At 52.7% G+C, this 16541-nt stretch carries 14 protein-coding genes and 1 other annotated feature; of the genes, 9 read left to right on the forward strand and 5 right to left on the reverse strand.

Annotation, left to right across the window (positions count from 1 at the left end; all coding sequences use genetic code 11):
• The first annotated feature begins 25 nt into the window (after nucleotides 1-25).
• Nucleotides 26-281 (forward strand) — a binding site (T-box leader).
• Between the two features lie 47 nt (nucleotides 282-328).
• The 3 genes from ileS (at nucleotide 329) to ACZ5N7_RS16045 (ending at nucleotide 5384) form a co-directional block, all read left to right on the forward strand.
• Nucleotides 329-3421: an isoleucine--tRNA ligase gene (gene ileS / locus ACZ5N7_RS16035; protein ID WP_464655561.1), complete on the forward strand. Its 3093-nt coding sequence runs from the start codon at nucleotides 329-331 to the stop codon at nucleotides 3419-3421.
• 89 nt (nucleotides 3422-3510) lie between these two features.
• Complete coding sequence (locus ACZ5N7_RS16040) at nucleotides 3511-4455, forward strand: MTP-1 family protein (RefSeq protein ID WP_464655563.1); 945 nt, start codon at nucleotides 3511-3513, stop codon at nucleotides 4453-4455.
• Nucleotides 4456-4526: 71 nt separating this feature from the next.
• Nucleotides 4527-5384: a pirin family protein gene (locus tag ACZ5N7_RS16045; RefSeq protein ID WP_464655564.1), complete on the forward strand. Its 858-nt coding sequence runs from the start codon at nucleotides 4527-4529 to the stop codon at nucleotides 5382-5384.
• Nucleotides 5385-5494: 110 nt separating this feature from the next.
• On the opposite strand, the gene ACZ5N7_RS16050 is transcribed toward ACZ5N7_RS16045, so the two are convergent.
• Complete coding sequence (locus ACZ5N7_RS16050; protein ID WP_464655566.1) at nucleotides 5495-6274, reverse strand: endonuclease/exonuclease/phosphatase family protein; 780 nt, start codon at nucleotides 6272-6274, stop codon at nucleotides 5495-5497.
• 167 nt (nucleotides 6275-6441) lie between these two features.
• On the opposite strand from ACZ5N7_RS16050, the gene cls reads away from it, so the two are divergent.
• Nucleotides 6442-7899 carry a cardiolipin synthase gene (gene cls / locus ACZ5N7_RS16055; protein WP_464655567.1) on the forward strand — a complete coding sequence of 486 codons (1458 nt, stop codon included), beginning with the start codon at nucleotides 6442-6444 and terminating at the stop codon, nucleotides 7897-7899.
• Between the two features lie 93 nt (nucleotides 7900-7992).
• Entirely contained in the window at nucleotides 7993-8493 is a 501-nt protein-coding gene (locus ACZ5N7_RS16060) for a CBO0543 family protein (protein WP_464655569.1), read from the forward strand.
• A 102-nt stretch (nucleotides 8494-8595) separates the two neighbouring features.
• On the opposite strand, the gene ACZ5N7_RS16065 is transcribed toward ACZ5N7_RS16060, so the two are convergent.
• Nucleotides 8596-9576, reverse strand: a complete 981-nt coding sequence (locus tag ACZ5N7_RS16065) for a hypothetical protein (RefSeq protein ID WP_464655571.1) — start codon at nucleotides 9574-9576, stop codon at nucleotides 8596-8598.
• Between the two features lie 280 nt (nucleotides 9577-9856).
• On the opposite strand from ACZ5N7_RS16065, the gene ACZ5N7_RS16070 reads away from it, so the two are divergent.
• On the forward strand, nucleotides 9857-10516 hold the full coding sequence (locus ACZ5N7_RS16070) for a YdeI/OmpD-associated family protein (protein ID WP_464655572.1): 660 nt from the start codon (nucleotides 9857-9859) through the stop codon (nucleotides 10514-10516).
• Nucleotides 10517-10572: 56 nt separating this feature from the next.
• Nucleotides 10573-11103, forward strand: a complete 531-nt coding sequence (locus ACZ5N7_RS16075) for a YfiT family bacillithiol transferase (protein ID WP_464655574.1) — start codon at nucleotides 10573-10575, stop codon at nucleotides 11101-11103.
• A gap of 12 nt (nucleotides 11104-11115) precedes the next feature.
• Here ACZ5N7_RS16075 and ACZ5N7_RS16080 read toward each other — a convergent pair whose 3' ends face one another.
• The gene (locus ACZ5N7_RS16080) at nucleotides 11116-11922 is read right to left on the reverse strand and encodes an inositol monophosphatase family protein (protein WP_464655575.1); all 807 of its coding nucleotides are present in this window, start codon (nucleotides 11920-11922) and stop codon (nucleotides 11116-11118) included.
• Between the two features lie 145 nt (nucleotides 11923-12067).
• Here ACZ5N7_RS16080 and rnhA point away from each other — a divergent pair, with 145 nt between their 5' ends.
• Entirely contained in the window at nucleotides 12068-12724 is a 657-nt protein-coding gene (rnhA, locus tag ACZ5N7_RS16085) for a ribonuclease H (protein WP_464655577.1), read from the forward strand.
• Between the two features lie 257 nt (nucleotides 12725-12981).
• Here the strand turns inward: rnhA and ACZ5N7_RS16090 are convergent, their stop codons facing one another.
• Both ACZ5N7_RS16090 and corA read right to left on the reverse strand, forming a co-directional pair.
• Nucleotides 12982-13617, reverse strand: coding sequence for a DsbA family oxidoreductase (locus tag ACZ5N7_RS16090; protein ID WP_464655579.1), 636 nt, complete (start codon nucleotides 13615-13617; stop codon nucleotides 12982-12984).
• 42 nt (nucleotides 13618-13659) lie between these two features.
• Entirely contained in the window at nucleotides 13660-14610 is a 951-nt protein-coding gene (gene corA, locus ACZ5N7_RS16095; RefSeq protein ID WP_464655581.1) for a magnesium/cobalt transporter CorA, read from the reverse strand.
• 153 nt (nucleotides 14611-14763) lie between these two features.
• Here corA and ACZ5N7_RS16100 point away from each other — a divergent pair, with 153 nt between their 5' ends.
• A complete protein-coding gene (locus ACZ5N7_RS16100) occupies nucleotides 14764-16422 on the forward strand; it encodes a glycerol-3-phosphate dehydrogenase/oxidase (RefSeq protein WP_464655582.1) in 1659 nt (552 codons plus the stop codon).
• The last annotated feature ends 119 nt before the right edge of the window (nucleotides 16423-16541 follow it).

The raw sequence follows: 16541 nt of genomic DNA on the forward strand, positions 1-16541 counted from the left end.
ATGTAAATATGTAATCAAACACAAGTTAAAATCGATGACGAGAAAGAGTACGTTAGGACGCTGTTCCCCAGAGAGCCGGCAGCAGGTGCGAGCCGGTGTTCAGCCCTTAGCCGAAAATCATCTCGGAGATGCGAAGCCGAACGTTCGATAACCAGTAAGCTTAGCCGGGGTTCCGCCGTTAAAAGGAACACGTATGATGGTACGTAGTGAGTGCTATGACGTTTCTTTCACGACTCGTTATAGAACAAGGGTGGTAACGCGAGATCAGACTCGTCCCTTTCGGGGGACGGGTTTTTTTGTTTTCAAAAAAATGGAAAGGGTGAGCGATATGCAGAGAGTGGATGTGAAGGAAAACGCCAGGAACCGAGAACTTCGAGTGCTTGCTGAGTGGAGGGACAAAGGAACCTTCCGAAAATCCATTGAACAGAGGCAGGGAAGCCCGAGTTTCGTAATGTATGAAGGCCCGCCGACCGCGAACGGAGTTCCGCACATCGGGCATATGCTTGGACGTGTCATTAAAGATTTTATCGGCCGCTATAAAACGATGACTGGACATCAGGTGATCCGCAAAGCGGGCTGGGATACACACGGCCTGCCCGTCGAGCTTGGTGTGGAAAAGCGGCTTGGCATCTCGGGCAAGAAAGAGATTGAAAAATACGGCGTGGCCGAATTTATCCAGCGTTGTAAAGAGAGCGTATTCGAGTATGAGCAGCAGTGGCGCGAGCTGACCGAAGCCATCGGGTATTGGACCGATCTGGACGATCCGTACATTACTTTGAACAATGACTACATCGAGACGGTGTGGTATCTGCTGGCAAACATTCACAGGAAAGGGCTGCTGTACAAAGGCCATCGGGTAAGTCCCTATTGCCCAAGCTGCCAGACGACGCTCAGTTCCCATGAGGTGGCACAGGGGTATGAACGGGTGAAGGATCTCAGCGCAACTGTGAAGTTTAAGCTGAAAGACAGAGAGGAAACCTTGTTGGGATGGACCACCACACCTTGGACTTTGCCCGCTAACGCTGCGCTTGCCGTAAATAAGGACATCCGGTATGTAAAGGTCAAGCATCAGAATGAAATTTATATTGTCGCGGAAAAAATGGCACCGGGCGTGATGAAAGGCGACTACGAAGTGGTCGGGACTTTAAAAGGAGCCGAGCTCGTCGGCACCCGTTACGAGCCTCCTTTCCGATATGTGAGGGCAGGGCGCGATTTTGCGGTGATTGAAGCGGATTTTGTCACCGATACAAGCGGCACCGGAATCGTCCATATTGCCCCCGCGCATGGCGAGGATGACTATAAAGCGTCCCGGGAACACGGAGTGGTGATGCTGAGTGTGGTGGACGCCTCGGGCCGCTACGTCAATGATGTAACGGATTTCGCAGGCCGTTTCGTAAAAGACTGCGATGTCGATATCGTGAAACTGCTCGCACAGCGGGGATTACTCCATTCCAAAGAGAGGATTGAGCACAGCTATCCGTTCTGCTGGCGCTGCAAGTCGCCGCTCCTTTATTATGCGACAGAGAGCTGGTTCATCAAAACAACAGCGGTCAAAGAGCAGCTGATCGAGGGCAACCGGCAGATCAAATGGTATCCCTCTCATTTACGCGATGGCCGGTTCGGTAATTTTCTGGAGGAGATCGTGGATTGGAATATCAGCCGAAGCCGGTATTGGGGAACGCCGCTCAACGTATGGGTGTGCCGGGAATGCTGCGGTGAGTATGCTCCCGAGAGCCTGCAGGATCTTCGCAGTCACAGCCTCGGGCAGGTGCCTGAGCCGCTTGAGCTGCATAAGCCTTATGTGGATGAGATAAAAGTGAAATGTCCTCATTGTGAGCCGGGAGCGATGGACCGGACACCTGAGGTGATTGACGTCTGGTTTGACAGCGGGTCCATGCCCTTTGCCCAGCATCATTATCCTTTCGAGAATGGGGAGCGCTTCGAACGGCAGTTTCCGGCGGATATGATCTGCGAGGCCATCGACCAGACCCGTGGCTGGTTTTTCAGCCTACTGGCGGTCTCCACCTTGTTTAGAGGCAAGGCTCCTTATAAGGCTGTTATTTCTACAGGTCATATTCTGGACGAAAACGGACAGAAAATGTCAAAAAGCAAAGGAAACGTCATCGATCCCCGGGAAATCATCGAAGCTTATGGAAGCGATGCCGTACGCTGGGCTTTGCTGTCGGACAGCGCCCCATGGAGCAGCAAGCGGTTCTCAAGGCAAATTGTCGCCGAAGCGAAATCCAAAGTCGTGGATACGCTGGTGAACGCCCATTCCTTTTACACCTTGTACGCGTCCATTGACGGATATCAGCCGGAGCTCCATCCCTTGAGGCCTTCGCGCAACAAGCTGGACCGGTGGATATTGTCAAGGATGAACACTTTGCTGCAGAACGTAACCGAGGGACTGGAAGAGAACGATTTTTTAAAAGCGGCCAAGCAAATCGAATCCTTTATCGATGAAATGAGCAACTGGTATATTCGGCGTTCCCGGGACAGGTTCTGGGCGGCCGGGTTGACCGGAGATAAGCTTTGTGCCTACCAAACTTTGCGAACCGTGCTGTTGACGCTGGCTAAGATGATCGCTCCGTTCATGCCGTTTGTGGCGGAGGACATCTATGGAAACGTCGGCGGCGGAGAAAGCGTGCATCTCACTAATTACCCTCAGGTGGAAAAGCCGCTGTTGGACCCGAAGCTGGAGCAGGACATGGACACCGTGCGCCATATCGTCGAGCTTGCACGCAATGTCCGGAACGAATCAGGAATAAAAACAAGACAGCCGCTGAGTGAGCTTTTTGTCATGCCGGAACGGGATGCGGATCTTTTGGAGTACGAGGACATCATAAAAGAGGAGATCAATGTCAAGGCGGTCCGCTTCGGGACGAAGGAAAGCCGGTTTGTTGACGTTTCGCTCAAGCTGAACCTAAACATCGCAGGCCCCAAGTACGGCAAACGTGCAGGCGCCATCCAAACTGCCCTGCGTGCCCTCAGTCCGGAGGAAGCGGGCAGCATCGCACAACAGGGAAACTGCAGTCTTGTCATGGAGTCCGGACAGAAGATCACAGTTTCCGCGGAGGATCTGCTTATAGAAAAGCGGGCTAAACCCGGTTATGCGTGCGCCTCGGGCTACCAAATGACAGTGGCTTTAAACACCCGGCTGACCAAACAACTGGAGCAGGAGGGGCTGGTACGGGAAGTGGTGCGGGCGGTGCAAGATTACCGGAAACGGCTGGAGCTTCCTCTGGACAAACGGATCGGGTTAATTCTCCAAGCGGAGGGGGAAGTAAGGGAAGCGCTGGACCGTTTTGAACAGGTGCTGTTTGAAAATGTGTTGCTGAAGAGCCTAAAATACAGCTCTCTGCAAGGAATGGAACACGTCAAGATCGGCGGCCAATCGATCGGGATGCTGGTTGAACAATGAGTGGAGTCCGGTTACAATAATACCCATAAAAGCCTTTGCTGCAGCCGCAAGTATGCAATGCAGCTTGAGTCGCCGGGAGGAGCTTTTCATTGGCACATCAATCGGATAATAAAACCTGTCAAACGCTGCTTAAAGAATACCGCTCTAAACCAAGCACTGTAAGCTATAAAGAAAAGATTGTTTTTCAAGGCATGGGTGAAAAAGATGTTTACAACATAACAGCGCCTTTCGAAGACCAAGGTGAGCTTGTGATCGCCGGACGGGTGGAATCGCGGGACAGCGAGCATTCGCAAATCATGTTTTTCGTACAGCGCGGCGGGCAATGGGCAGTAAGGGAAGACGCGCCTGTGCTGCAGCTGCAGGACCCGTTCTTTACGAGGATTCAAGGCGAATTGATCGTGGGAGGCGTTCAGATTTACCCGCATCCTGCGAGGGCAGACGCATTGGCTTGGCGCACCGTTTTCTATAAAGGCGGCAGGATTTCGGAACTGCAGCAGTTTTTTAGCGGACCTGAGGGGATGAAAGACTTGCGTCTGGTCGAGCTTCCTTGTGGAGGCATCGGCGTGTTTACCCGGCCGCAGGGCGACAAAGGCGGAAGAGGGAAAATCGGCTATACCCGGGCTGCTGCTCTTGCCGACTTGACGGTGGACTTGATTGAGGAAGCCCCGCTGCTGGAGGACCAGTTCATCGAAGAGGATTGGGGCGGAGCAAATGAGCTTCACCGGCTGGCGAACGGCTGGATCGGCGTGTTAGGCCATGTTGCCTGCTTCGACGAGCTGCGAGACCGGCACTACTATCCGATGGTGTTTGCGCTTAACCCTGAGACGGGACAATACACCGATATGGAGCTGATCGCCGAGCGCTCGGAATTTCTTCCTGGTGAAGCCAAACGGCCGGATTTGGTCGATGTGGTGTTTAGCGGAGGCCTTGTGCGGAACAAGGACGGTACGGCTGACCTGTATGCCGGCATTAGCGATGCGGAAGCCCAGCGGCTGACAATTAGGGATCCCTTTCTGAAATTCGAACTTAGTTGACAATATATAATTATTAGTAGATAATTAAAAGTAAGTGTTAGATCACATAGCACAAACAAGGAGGCAACCCAATGAATGAAGACTTTACGGCAAAACGAGGGATAAGCCGTGTCCGCAATGTGGCGCACGCGCCCGGCAGAGGGCCTCATATCCGGGTCGGGCAAGTGTTGGAACCGGGTCTTTGGGAGGATCATGATCCGTTCCTGTTCATGGCGGAGGATTGGTTTCAGCAGGGAACGTTCGATTTCCATCCTCACCGCGGGATTGAGACGGTGACCTTTATACTGGACGGCAGATTGAAGCATGAAGACAATCATGGAGGGCACGGGGTACTTGAACCGGGAGATGTGCAGTGGATGACGGCAGGCCGCGGGATTATCCATTCGGAGGATCCGCTTCCGGGAGAAACCGTTCACAGCCTGCAGTTGTGGGTCAACCTGCCGCGTGCCGACAAAATGGCGGAGCCGCGCTACCAGGATATTCGGGCAGCGCACGCTCCGGTACGCCGCGGGCAGGGCGCTCTGGTCCGGGTCTTCTCCGGCGCTTCGGCCGGCACTGCCGCCAAGACGCTGAACCACGTGCCGGTCACCTATGCGGAGATCGTCATGGAAGCCGGCGTCACCTTAACGCAGGATCTGCCCGGCAGCTATAACGGCTTTATTTATGTTCTTGAAGGGAGCGGTTTTTTCGGGGCGGAGGAAACGCGCGGAGAGCAGGGGCAGGTGCTGTGGCTGGGCTCTGCGGGCGGAGCTGCGGAGAGCGAGATCACGATACGGGCGGAGCAGCCGCTGCGGGCTTTGCTTGTGGCAGGGCAGCCTCTGCGTGAACCGGTAGTCGCGTACGGCCCGTTCGTCATGAACACGGAAGAGGAAATCAAGCAGGCGTTTGAGGATTACCGCTCGGGGAAATTCGGACCGGCGGTGAAATAGGTCTGTTATGGACTTCAAGCCGGCAACTCTACCGCCGTTCAATCAGCTCCAGGCGGCCTTGACAGAGAACATCACGGATAAACAGGCGGGAGCATTAAAGAGACCGCCGTTTACTGCAGCTCCAGTACGGCCTTGATTGGCAGGTGGTCGGAAGCCAATGTCCCCTGTACGGATTGGGAGGAGAGCACGCGAAAATGGGAGCTGGCAAAGATGTAATCCAGCTGCCGTCCCGGCCGTGCTGCCGGATAAGTCTTGCAGCCCTGCGGCGCGCCCTCCGTCCCGGTGTGGCAGACATCCTGCATAACTCCGGCCATTATCCTCCATGGACGTGTGCCGGGCAGCATGTTAAAGTCCCCCACGAGAAGAGCCGGGCACTCCTCCTTCTGCAGGGTATCACGTAAATACTCCATCTGTTTAAGCTGATTAAGAGGGTTAATGCTTAAATGCGTTACATAAATATGCAGCGGGCCAGGTTCCAGGGGCAGCACCGCAGTCAATAAGGACCTGGCTTCGTCCATTTTCCAGTATCTAGGCAGCAGACTGCTGCGTTTTTCGCCGAGCGGGAACCGGGAAAGCAGCGCGTTGCCGTACTGGCACATCGGCGCCCCGGAGCGGCGCGGCATGAACGAAATCGCAGGACTGAAAACATAGTGCATTCCCAGGCTCTCCGCAAGGATGGCAATCTGATCCCTAAATCCGCTCCTTCTGGAGAAGTGCCGGTCCACTTCATTTAAGCCGATCAGATCGGCGCCCGCGGACTCGATGGCTTCGGAGATCCTCTCCAGGCTGACGACCCTGTCGGTCCCTTGGCCGTGGTGGATGTTATAGTTCATTACCGTCAGCTTCATCATCATGCTCCGTTCCTTAAGGATATTGATATCATTAACCATTAACCGTACTTTTATAGTTGGATGATGCACAGGACGCCCTGTGCTTTTTTTGTTCCCTGGCTTCATCGGTTGGTTAAATAAAGGAAGAGAGGCGGGCGCGCTCACATATGTATTTTAGCATATAAAGCAGGTAAAATTAGGGGAGTAAGGAAGGGGGTCGGCGTTCCATGCATGTCTCCACTGCGGAAGTGTGGAATTACCTTTATACATGGATTCTCTTTATTAATCTATTGTTCGCGCTGGCCATCGTATTCCTGGAAAGGCGCGACGTTGGCGTTACCTGGGCCTGGCTGATGCTGCTGCTGTTTTTGCCGATCGTCGGATTTATTCTTTACATTTTTATGGGACAAAATTGGGCCAAGCGGCGCAAAACCATCTTCACCTCCATCGTCAAGCAGCCGCCGCCCAAGAAGCTGCCGGCACAGGCAGCCAGTCTATCCGCAGCAATGGCCGAAGAAAACCCGTCCGTGCGTAAATTCCAGGCTCTCGTCCAGATGAACACGCTATACAGTTCTGCGCCGCTCACCAGAAACAACGTAATCACCGTGTTCACCAAAGGAAGGCTGAAATTCGACGCCCTCGTTGAGTGCATCCGCGAAGCCAAGGAGCATGTCCACCTGCTGTACTATAAAATGGGCAGTGACGCCTTGGGCCAGGAGATCATCCGGGCGCTCATAGCAAAAGCGGAGCAGGGCGTCAGCGTCCGGCTGATATATGACGATGTCGGTACGCCGCGCAGCAGCAACAGGCTGTTTAACGAGCTTAGACAGGCCGGGGGAGAAGTAAGCCCGTACTTTCCGTCCAGAATCCATTTTCTCAACCTGAAGGTCAACTTCCGCAACCATCGGAAAATAGCGGTGATCGACGGCAAAATCGGGTTTATCGGCGGATTTAACGTGGGCGAAGAGTATGTCGGACTGAGCCCGAAGATCGGCAATTGGCGCGACACTCACCTGATGATCAGCGGCAATGCGGTGTACAGCCTCCAGGCTCAATTTCTGCAGGATTGGAAGGTTTGCTCGCGGCAGAATATTTCCTCCGATCCGGCGTTTTATCCGAAGGTGGAGGCGGAGGGCCGCGCGGCGGTGCAGATCGTCTCCAGCGGACCGGATGTCGAAGAGCAGCATATCAAGGACAGCTTCATCAAAATCTTCTTCGAGGCCAGGGAAAGCATCCTTCTGCAATCTCCTTATTTTCTGCCCGACGATAGCCTGATCAACGCATTGAAAATCGCTGCCCTGTCCGGTGTGGAGGTGAAAGTGATGATCCCGCGAAAAGGAAACCATTTCATAGTGCAGTGGGCATCTTATGCATATTTGGGCGAGCTGCTTCGCGCAGGGGTGAAGTGCTACTTGTACAACGACGGCTTCCTTCACGCCAAAACGATTGTGGTGGACGGGCAAGCCGCCTCCGTCGGCACGGCGAATATGGATCCCCGCAGCTTCAGGCTAAATTTTGAAATCAACGCGTTTGTTTATGATGCAGGTGTGGCGTCGCAGCTTGAGGCGGCGTTTGTGAAGGACGTGCGTTCTTCCAGCCTTTACACCTACGTGGATTATAACAAGCGGCCGGTGCTGCTGAGGGGTGTGGAGTCGATGGCGCGGCTGGTTTCTCCAATTCTATAACGGACAGGTGTTCATAGGGGGACAGACTGTGCAGGTTACTTTTCGTAAATTTGGGAATAATAATTGAACATTTCCATTAAGGCAGGTAGAGACATGCATGCTGCTATCGCATTATTTACGATCTATGCTGCTTGGCGTTGGTCAGATTGGAGAAACTGGTCACAATATCATGCTACGATGTTATATATCACCGCCGGCGGCCTGCTCTACGAATATTTGACAAAGGACCATATGCTGTGGATATTTACGCCTGATATTTTTTATAAACAGCAGCTTACGGTTATCGTCTACGCAGTTGTGGTTATGCCGCTCACCGTCCTCATCTTTTTGTCGCGGTATCCAAGCGGAGGCTGGGTTAAAAAAGCGCTGTATTACCTCATTTGGGTCAGTATTTATGCTGTCGTCGAATGGCTGTTACAATATTTCGCGAGGATTTCATATGGCCATGGATGGAAATTTTGGTACTCTGTGCTCTTTGACATGATGATGTTTCCCATGCTTCGGCTCCATTATTTAAAGCCTTTAAGGGCATATTGTCTTTCCATTGCAATTATCGTTTTTTTGATGCTGCATTTTCACATTCCGTTTGAGTGATATTTGACAATTCACAGGATTAACAATAAGAACAAGGGGCTTTCCCCGAGCGGACACAGCACTTCGGGGAAAGCCTCATTGACCCTGCAATTTCGTGTAAGATTAATCGTCTTCCATTTCGCCCCACCCGCTGAAATCATGCACGGCATAGCCTTTGTACGTGTTGCGGTTCCTGAGCTTATTATCGACTTCCTCCATGACTTTGTTCATGTTTTTTTTGCCTTTACCGTGAAAGGTGATGAAGCTGTCGGGATTCTGCAAAGTTTCTACCGAAAGAAGGAGCGGTTTGCCTAACCTTTCCGCTTCGTTCATTTCGGCCAGGGCCACATCGGTAATCTCCTGCGTATTAGTGCGGTAGGCCATTAGGGTAGTCGTGTCCATATGGCTTATTATAAATTGGGATAGAGTCGTTCGTCCTCCATGACCATCCGGAACATTGAATTTATTCAGCCAAAAAGGGATGTCAGCTCCGGTCGGCAGGCCCGTCTCCATCTTGGTTTCCTGTACGAAGCCGGTGATCGTATCTCTCCAGTAGCCAAGCATTTTATCCTCATCCTGCGTCCATTCCTTAGTTGTAAAAGGCTCAACGTCCAGATGGATTCCCTTGAAACGTTCCTCCGGCTTGACACTAAGATTATAGTTTTTTACCCAGTTGATGAACTTGTACATCTTGATCTGCTTCTCCGGCAGAATCCAGTTCGGTTCACCGGCCAGCGCGTGCACTTCGATGCCTAAAGAGCCGGCTTTCCTGATAAATGACGCATACCGGGCGTTGGGAATATCCACATCCATTTGCAGAAAAACCAAGGTCACTCCGTTCGACTTCAAGCGGCTCAAAGATTGGTCTATGTTGTCAAAGGCGGGAGCCGTATACCAAATCCAGGTCGCTTTGGACAGCGAAGTGCCTGATTTTGCGGCTTGGGCGGATGCAGCCTTAGGCGGCGCAGTTTTTGCCGGTTCGGCGGCAAACGCTTTGGACACCGGTGCGGCAGAGGGCAGGAATCCTGCAGCTTGCGCTGTTATGATGCTCATGACGGCTATTTTTACAGATAAAGAAGGCAGCAATTTTTTGATTTTTTTCAATTGGTTTCTCCTTTTCTCTTTTATTTATTTTGTTGTGCCGGCCGACGGATACATGCTCATTATAAAGTTACATGTGTAGGCTGAGAATGGTTCCAACGTCATTAAATTTATTAAAATTTGATGAGAAACAGCACAATATTTGACAATTCATAGGTCTAAATGTTCACTATAACGAACGAAATGGTTTGCGATAGAACGGAGTTCATACTGTTTGCCACTCCATTTAGCTGGTATGGTATACTGTCTTCGATGATTTTTTTATAAAAGGAGAAGCGGGACAATGAGCGCAGAACTGATGAAAAAGATGAGAATGCAGAGCGGTCAGCGCATACTGATTATGAACCCGCCTGAAGGATATATGGAACAAATCAGCCCTCTGCCCGATGGTACGGAGCTGGACCATGAGCCTGACGGCAAATACGATTTCGTCCACCTGTTTGTGACGGGCGTCGCCGAGCTGGAAAGGCTGGGGCCCAATGCGGTCGACGCGGTCAAGTATAATTCGCTTCTATGGATTTCCTACCCGAAGAAAAGCTCTAAAATCAAAACCGACCTTAACCGCGACTCAGGATGGCAGGTTATTTCGGACAAGGGGTTCGAGGGAATATCGCTCGTATCGATAGACGACACCTGGTCCGCGATGAGATTCCGGGAGAAGGATCTGGTAAAGACAGCCGGGACCAGGCAGGAGCGGCTCAGAACGAACCAGAAGGTGAAAGTGGATCCCACCCGCGCAGTGGAGGTTCCGGCCGATTTTCAAACGGCTTTGGACGGCCGTCCGGAGGTGAAAGCTTTCTTCGACGGCTTGGCGTATTCGCACCGTAAAGAGTATGTAAGCTGGATCACCGGCGCGAAGCGGGAAGAAACGAGGAAGAGCCGCATTGAAAGGGCGCTCGACAAGCTGGGCAGCGGCATTAAGGGCCCTCATTTGAAGGAATAAACATATACATCCTTTGGAAAGTTCATTACAATAGACTCAAAAGGGAGGCGAAGGCAATGGAAAGCTATCAATATCCAATCGGAAGGTTCAGCTATGAAGGAGAAATTACGATGGGCCAGATTCACATGTGGATTGAAGATATCGAGGCGATGCCGGAGAAGCTGCGCCATGCAGTGGAGGGATTGTCCAAGGAGCAGCTCGATACCCCGTACCGCCCCGAAGGCTGGACTGTCCGCCAAGTTGTTCACCATCTGGCAGACAGCCATATGAATGCGTTCATCCGCTTTAAACTGGCGCTGACCGAAGATACGCCTGCGATCAAGCCATACTACGAAGACCGCTGGGCAGAGCTGGCCGATTCCGCGGACTACGACATCGTCCCCTCGCTTGCCCTTCTGGATTCGCTTCACCGGCGCTGGGTCGTCCTGCTGAGATCCCTCACCGCCGACGATTATAACCGTACCTTTTACCATCCGCAAAACAATGCCTATCCCGTGCTCGGCTACAATGTCGGTATGTATTCATGGCACGGGCATCACCATCTCGCCCATATCACCTCTCTGCGCAAGAGAATGGGTTGGGAGTAGGCGTTACGATCTTCACAGCTCTCCGCTCAATCCGCCCCTGACCATTCTCAGAAGCTCCTCTTTATGCTGCGGATGGCAGGCGACGAGATAAGGCTCCGGGTGCATCCCTTCGAAATCCTGCCCTTCGTAATCGACGACGATGCCGCCGGCCTCCTTCACCATAAGAATGCCCGAGTAGAGGTCGTCGCCTTCCGAATCGTACAGGACGATACCGTCGAGGTCTCCGCGGGCTGCCATGCACCAAAGCAGAGAAGGGGCCCAGAGGCGCAGCACTCTTTTGCAGTGAAGATCCAGGGACTGCTTAAGCCGCATCGCGCTGTCGCGCTTTTGAACGTGGTGCCCCTGGATCCAGCCGATCGTCAGCCGGTGTGGATTGCGCGCCGGTTTGACGGCAATAGGCTGTCCGCCGCACACGGCTCCTTCGCCTTGTACAGCGACATAAGTCTGCTCCAAATGCGAATCATGGATTACGCCAAGCACCGGATTTTTGCGGTAAAGCAGCGTAATCGCCACCCCGTATACAGGCAGTCCCACCGCATAATTGTTAGTTCCGTCCAGCGGATCGACCAGCCACAGCCAGTCTCCCTCGACACCGGACCAACCGGTCTCCTCACTGCGGATCTGATGGTCCGGGAAGGAGGCCGCGATTCTGCGCAGAATATCGTCTTCCATCAGATGGTCGACATGAGTGACCAGATCGCCGTCGGCCCCTTTATCGAACACCTGTTTTTCCTGGTCAAAAAAGGCCCTGGCCGTTCTGCCTGCCGCCTCCGCCGCTTCGACCGCCACTTTTTTTGCCTCCTGCAGAATTTGCTCCATTTTCGCTGCCCCCCTTAATAATGATGCGTTTTATTATCTCACAATTTTGGCAGAAAGAGGACATCGCCGTTTTTCGAGTTGGAAAATTACACAGCAAACGTTTAGTATAGAACAAGATGAATTTTCTAAGAAAGAAGTGGGCGTTATGGCGAAGTCCAAATTTTATGTTGTGTGGGTAGGGAAAGCCCCGGGGATCTATACCACATGGGCGGAATGCCAGGAGCAGACCAACGGGTTCCCGCAGGCAAAGTTCAAATCCTACGAATCCGCAGCGGAGGCGAGCAAAGCCTATGAAGCGGGATGGAAAAAATCGCTCGTTTTCAAGGAAGCCGCGGGGAGCGCGAAGTCCAGTTTGGTCGAAAGAGCGGCTGCAGGTCAAGGTGCCGGCTCGGATGAGATCGATTACGACAGCATTTCAGTTGATGTGGGCTGCAGCGGCAACCCAGGAATCGTTGAATATAAAGGCGTGGATACGCGGACGGGGGATGTTTTGTTCTCGAAGGATCCGATTCCGAAAGGGACGAACAACCTGGGGGAGTTTCTGGCGATTGTGCACGGTCTGGCCTATTTGAAAAAGCTGGGCAGCAGCAAAACGATTTACAGCGACTCGAGGACCGCCATCTCTTGGGTGCGCAAGAAGCAAGTGGCCAGCAGCCTGGTGCGGGACGAGAGCACCAAGGAAATCTGGGCCCTAGTGGACAGGGCGATGCTGTGGCTGCAGAGCAACAGCTACCCGAACCGCATCCTCAAGTGGGATACCCCCAGGTGGGGGGAGATCAAGGCGGATTACGGCCGGAAGTAGACGTGAATTTGCAGAGCAGGGAAAGTCCCCGGGCGGTTGTGGGGCTGTTGACACCCCCGCCAAAACCCCTCCACAATCTGCTGGTTCGTCCAGCAGGCTGCATTCTAACCTGGCGGCCTCCTGGTAAAGATATCCCGCTATCGTTTTTGTTAGTATGTATTGTAACCAGAAGATTTATGCGGATGGCAGCGTACTCACCTGCTTAGACGCAGGTGCCCGGTGCTTAGACGACGCCGCCCTTGCGCCCGCGACTTTTCTTATTCCTCTTCGATGTTGGCTGCGGCTTCCGTCAAAGCCCGCAGCAATGCCTCCACGGGCTGCGCTCCGTATAAAGCGTGCCTTCCGTTGATGAGGATGAACGGCACCCCTTGGATCCCCAGCTCCCTGGCCGACTCCAGGTCTTCCAGCACGCGGCCGGCGGCTGCGCCTTCCGTTAACAGCTGTCTCACGTCAATATCCGTGATTCCTGTCCGCTCCGCAATTTTCACCAGTTCGTCCACATCGCCAATGTTTACATTTTCCTCAAAATAAGCCTTAGTGATGGCGTCAAAGGTTTTCGAAGCGAGCTGAGGAGGCGCCAGCATGATCAGCTGGTGCGACAGAAAGCTGTTGGGCATCAAGGTCACATTGCTGAAGTCAAAATGGACTCCGGCAACCAATCCCGCCTCCGTTACGCGGCCGAATATCTGATCGACCCGGGCCGGGCCGGCCATTTTACCGGCCATTAAAGGCCGAAAATCCGTACCTTCAGGCGGCAGGGAAGGGTCGAGCAGGAACGCTTTAAACCGGACGGACACCCGCTCCCCGTCCCATCGGGCCAGTGCCTGGTCCAGGTTGGCTTTGCCGATGCGGCACCATGGACACACGGTATCCTGGTAAAATTCAATAAACATTTCGTTAGCTCCTCTCGAATTGCAATTGGCCGACCGACGGTGCTAGTCGAACCAGCCTTTTTTTCTGAACCATAAATAAAGTCCTCCCCCAACCGCAAACATCAAGCCCAGCGCGGCAAAATAACCGTAATGCCAATTCAGCTCCGGTATATTTTTGAAATTCATGCCATACACGCCGGCGATAAAGGTTAACGGCATAAAGATGGTGGTAATGACCGTGAGAGTCTTCATGATGCCGTTCATCCGGTAGGAATTTAAGGACAGGTAGCTGTCGCGTATATCCGAGGTCATTTCCCGTGCGGATTCAACCATCTCCATAAGCTTCAGCAAATGGTGGTAAATGTCGGTGAAATAGACGAGCTCCCGCTCTATGCCTTCGATTCTCTGCGAATTGATAATGCGGTAAAGCAGATCCCTCATCGGGGCGATCGTCCGCCGCAGGCGCAGTAGTTTGGCACGGATTCCGTATACTTTTTGCATCAAGCGCTCCACATTTTTCGTGGCATTCCGGTTTTCGATCTCGATCACAGCTTCTTCTACCCGGCCGACAGCGGGAAAATAGGGATCTACGAGTTTATCTATCGCAAGATAAGCGGCGTGCAGGCGGCCTTTTGCCCAAAACTTCACGTCGGAAGAAACCTTCAGCCAAGCATCGTCGATTTCCGGGTGGGATTCGTGGTGATAAGTAACCAGAAAGTTAGACCCGATAAACATATTGACTTCATCCACCTCCAAAGAGGTTTGATTTAAAGCATGAAGCACGATAAAATGAACATCGTTATAGTGGTCCATCTTGGGCCTCTGCAGCTGGTGCAGGCAATCTTCAATCGCCATCGGGTGAAAATGGAAAAAACTATCCAGCAAGGCCGATTCCTCCGGGTGCGGATCGACAAAATCGACCCAGTACCATTCGATGCCCGTATCAAGCAGTGTTTCCATAGGAGGATCTTTTATCAGTTCGCCATCGGCAGTAACGGCCATCGTACGAATCATTCGGAATATGCACCTCGTTCTATTTTGCTGCTAGGGTGAAGTTGTTATTTATTTCTAAACAGTACTCATGAATTCCATGGTAACATATTGTGTGTAATTTCATAAATAGAAGGACTGGTCCATTAAGCGGCGGGCGGCCCTTGGGAGGAACGTATGAGCAATCTTTTATTTTCGGTCAGCAACAGAAAAGACTTTTTGCAGCAAATGGCGTCTAATCCTCTAGATGTTCTTGTGATCGGCGGAGGAATCACCGGAGCGGGAATCGCCCTCGACGCAAGCGCACGGGGGTTGAATATAGGGCTGGTGGAGATGAACGACTTCGCCTCGGGGACAAGTAGCCGCTCCACCAAGCTGGTGCACGGAGGGCTTCGCTATCTGAAACAGGCGGAAGTGAAGCTGGTCAAGGAAGTGGGCAGGGAGAGAGCGTTGTTGCACCGCAACGCGCCTCACCTGGTCACTCCCGCGCCGATGCTGCTGCCGATTTACAAGAAGGGCAGCATGGGCTATTTTACGGCCTCGATCGGCTTGACCATCTACGACAGATTGGCCGGTGTGATGCCCAAAGAGCGCCGCGTCATGTTCCGCAAGGAAAAGACCGAACAGATGGAGCCGCTGCTGCGCAAAGACAACCTGGTCGGTTCCGGTTACTACTATGAATATATGACGGATGACGCGCGCTTGACGCTGGACGTGTTGAAAACCGCCCACGCCCAAGGCGCGAGGCTTGTGAATTACGCTAAAGTAGTGGATTTTATCTATGAAGCGGGGGTCATGACGGGCGTCATAGTGTTGGACAGGGTGAGCGGGGAACAGTACGAGATATATGCGCACAAAATCGTCAATGCGGCCGGGCCTTGGGTGGACGAGCTGCGGAAAGCCGATAAATCGCTTAAAGGGAAAAAGCTGCTGCTCACCAAAGGAGTCCATCTGGTGTTTAACCGCAAGAAGCTGCCGGTGAACCAATCGATCTATTGCGACACACCGGACGGACGCATGATTTTCATTATTCCGCGTGGGGACAAGACGTATGTCGGGACGACGGACACGGTGTATGAAGGCGATATCGCCGAGCCCCGCACGACAAGCCAGGACCGGGATTATTTGCTTAACGCCGTAAATAGCGTGCTTCCTTCCGTCAACTTGACGGCTGAGGACGTGGAATCCAATTGGGCGGGGCTTCGTCCGCTGATTTACGAGGAGGGCAAAGGCCCTTCGGAAGTTTCGCGCAAGGATGAAATATTCGTATCCCAGTCAGGTATGATCACAATTGCGGGGGGCAAGCTCACCGGGTTCCGCAAAATGGCCGAAAAGGTGGTCGACCTGGTGGCCGGGCAGCTTTCGGACGAAACCGGCCGCAAGTTTCCCGGTTGCGCCACGGACCGGATCACAATCAGTGGTGGAGACCATACAGGTTATCCGACATATGAGGAGCTTAAAGAGCAGTTGATTCAGCAGGGGCTTGGGTTCGGCTTCTCGCGGAAATCGGTACAATATTTGCAGGCAATCTATGGAGCCAATGCGGTATTTATTTATTCGATGTACCGCGAGCTGCCTCAAGGGGGCAAAACGGATGAAGAGCGTCTGCTGTACGCCGAGCTTCTTTACAATATAGACCACGAGATGACCGTCAACGCGGTGGATTTTTTGGTGAGGCGAAGCGCTCTCATGCTGTTCGATGTCGAACGGACGGAGAGAGTCAAGGGGGAAGTGGTCGAGTTCATGGGCATAGTCCTGGGCTGGACTCCGGAGGAAGAGCAGCGCCAAATGGAAATGGTGCAGAAGGAAGTATATAAAGTGAAATTTTATCAATAAAAGCGTGTGTGAAGGAAGAGATTAAGGCTGAATGAGGGCGAACCCATAATGGAAATTGGCTGTCTGTGCGGACCCTTTTGTCGAATCGCAGCATATTGTACCAGGAAGCAAACATATAA

The sequence above is a fragment of the Paenibacillus sp. JCM 18996 genome, from assembly GCF_055392555.1.